This is a genomic window from Vibrio sp. 970 (assembly GCF_033339075.1).
Genome location: NZ_JAWOTW010000091.1, coordinates 1 through 1152, shown reverse-complemented (window position 1 = coordinate 1152; position 1152 = coordinate 1). Strand labels below are relative to the sequence as shown.

The window sequence follows — 1152 nt, the reverse complement described above, 5'->3', positions numbered from 1 at the left end:
CCCGACCAGACTGCATAAGCAACACCGACAGGGATGGATTTCAGAACCAGAGAAAGAAAATAAAATGCGATGCCATAGTGCCAAGCCTATGAGTAAGATGCCTGGTGCTCCCAGTAGTTGGGTGATTGCCAAAGAGCGCTTGACCTGAGCCAGCTCGGCGTGCAGTTGAGTCTTCATAATGCCTCCTTTGAAGGGAAGGTATAACGTCGGCTGCGGCAGCAGAGAAACGGCATTCCGGCGGTAATACTCTGCTATAGCAGAATCTGCCTTGTTGCAGCGCGGAACTCAAGTGATATTTGCCTCTTGTGTTTGCATTCGAGCTAATCCGGCAGCACTATTACTCCCAAGGGTTCCAGCAGTTGCTCCTGTTGCCAGGCACAGATCTTGACTCCTTCGAGGTTGACCCGTCTGGGGTCGAGCCCATCCAGATCGGCAAAGGTTAGGTCACAGCCCCGCAGATTGACCTGTTGCCAACAGTCGCGGGAGAAGGTGCCGCGGCTGAGATCTGAGCCCATCAAGGAAGCGCCGCTGAGATTGGCATTGCTCCAGTTGTTTTCAAACAGCTCGCATTTTTCCAGGCATTGGCCACTCAAGTTGGTATAGGCCAGGTTGCAACCTGAGATATAAGCCGAGCAGAAGTACATCTTATGGCTGACTTGATTGTAGAAGCGGGCCCGGGAAAAGTTGGCGCCCTTGAGATCGCACTCCCTGAACTCTATGCCAAAGCAGTTGGCACCGCTGAAGTTGGCCAAAGACAGACGGCAGGCCTTGAAACTGGCATCGCGCAGATCGGCATAGCTGAAGTGACACCCTTCAACGGCGCCGCTTTCAATGAAACTGCAATCCTCGAAACTGGCATCCTGCAGCTGACAGTGGCTGAAGTCACACTGATAAAAGCGGCAGCGGCGAAAACGGCTGTCACTCAAATCCTGGCGTGAGAAATCCTCTTGCTGAAAAACTTTATCAATAATATCCATACGGCTTCCTTTAATCAGGGAGGGTGCTAACTCTTTCGGCGAGCTTTGCCTAGGCAGGCAAACATGGGGTTGGTTCGCGCCTTCCCAACAACCTTTGCGGGTATAGGAAGTATAAACCACCTTTTTGCTCCTCATCCGAAGTATCTTACCTGAAATTCCCTCACTCGTTTACCGC

General features: G+C 52.0%; 1 protein-coding gene and 1 pseudogene. Both read right to left on the bottom strand.

Annotated elements, in window-relative coordinates:
- Window positions 1–77, bottom strand: a pseudogene (locus R7Q11_RS24915) (SMR family transporter); the annotation flags it as partial.
- A gap of 243 nt (window positions 78–320) precedes the next feature.
- A complete protein-coding gene (locus tag R7Q11_RS24910) occupies window positions 321–977 on the bottom strand; it encodes a quinolone resistance pentapeptide repeat protein QnrA1 (protein ID WP_012579084.1) in 657 nt (218 codons plus the stop codon).
- Window positions 978–1152: the final 175 nt, after the last annotated feature.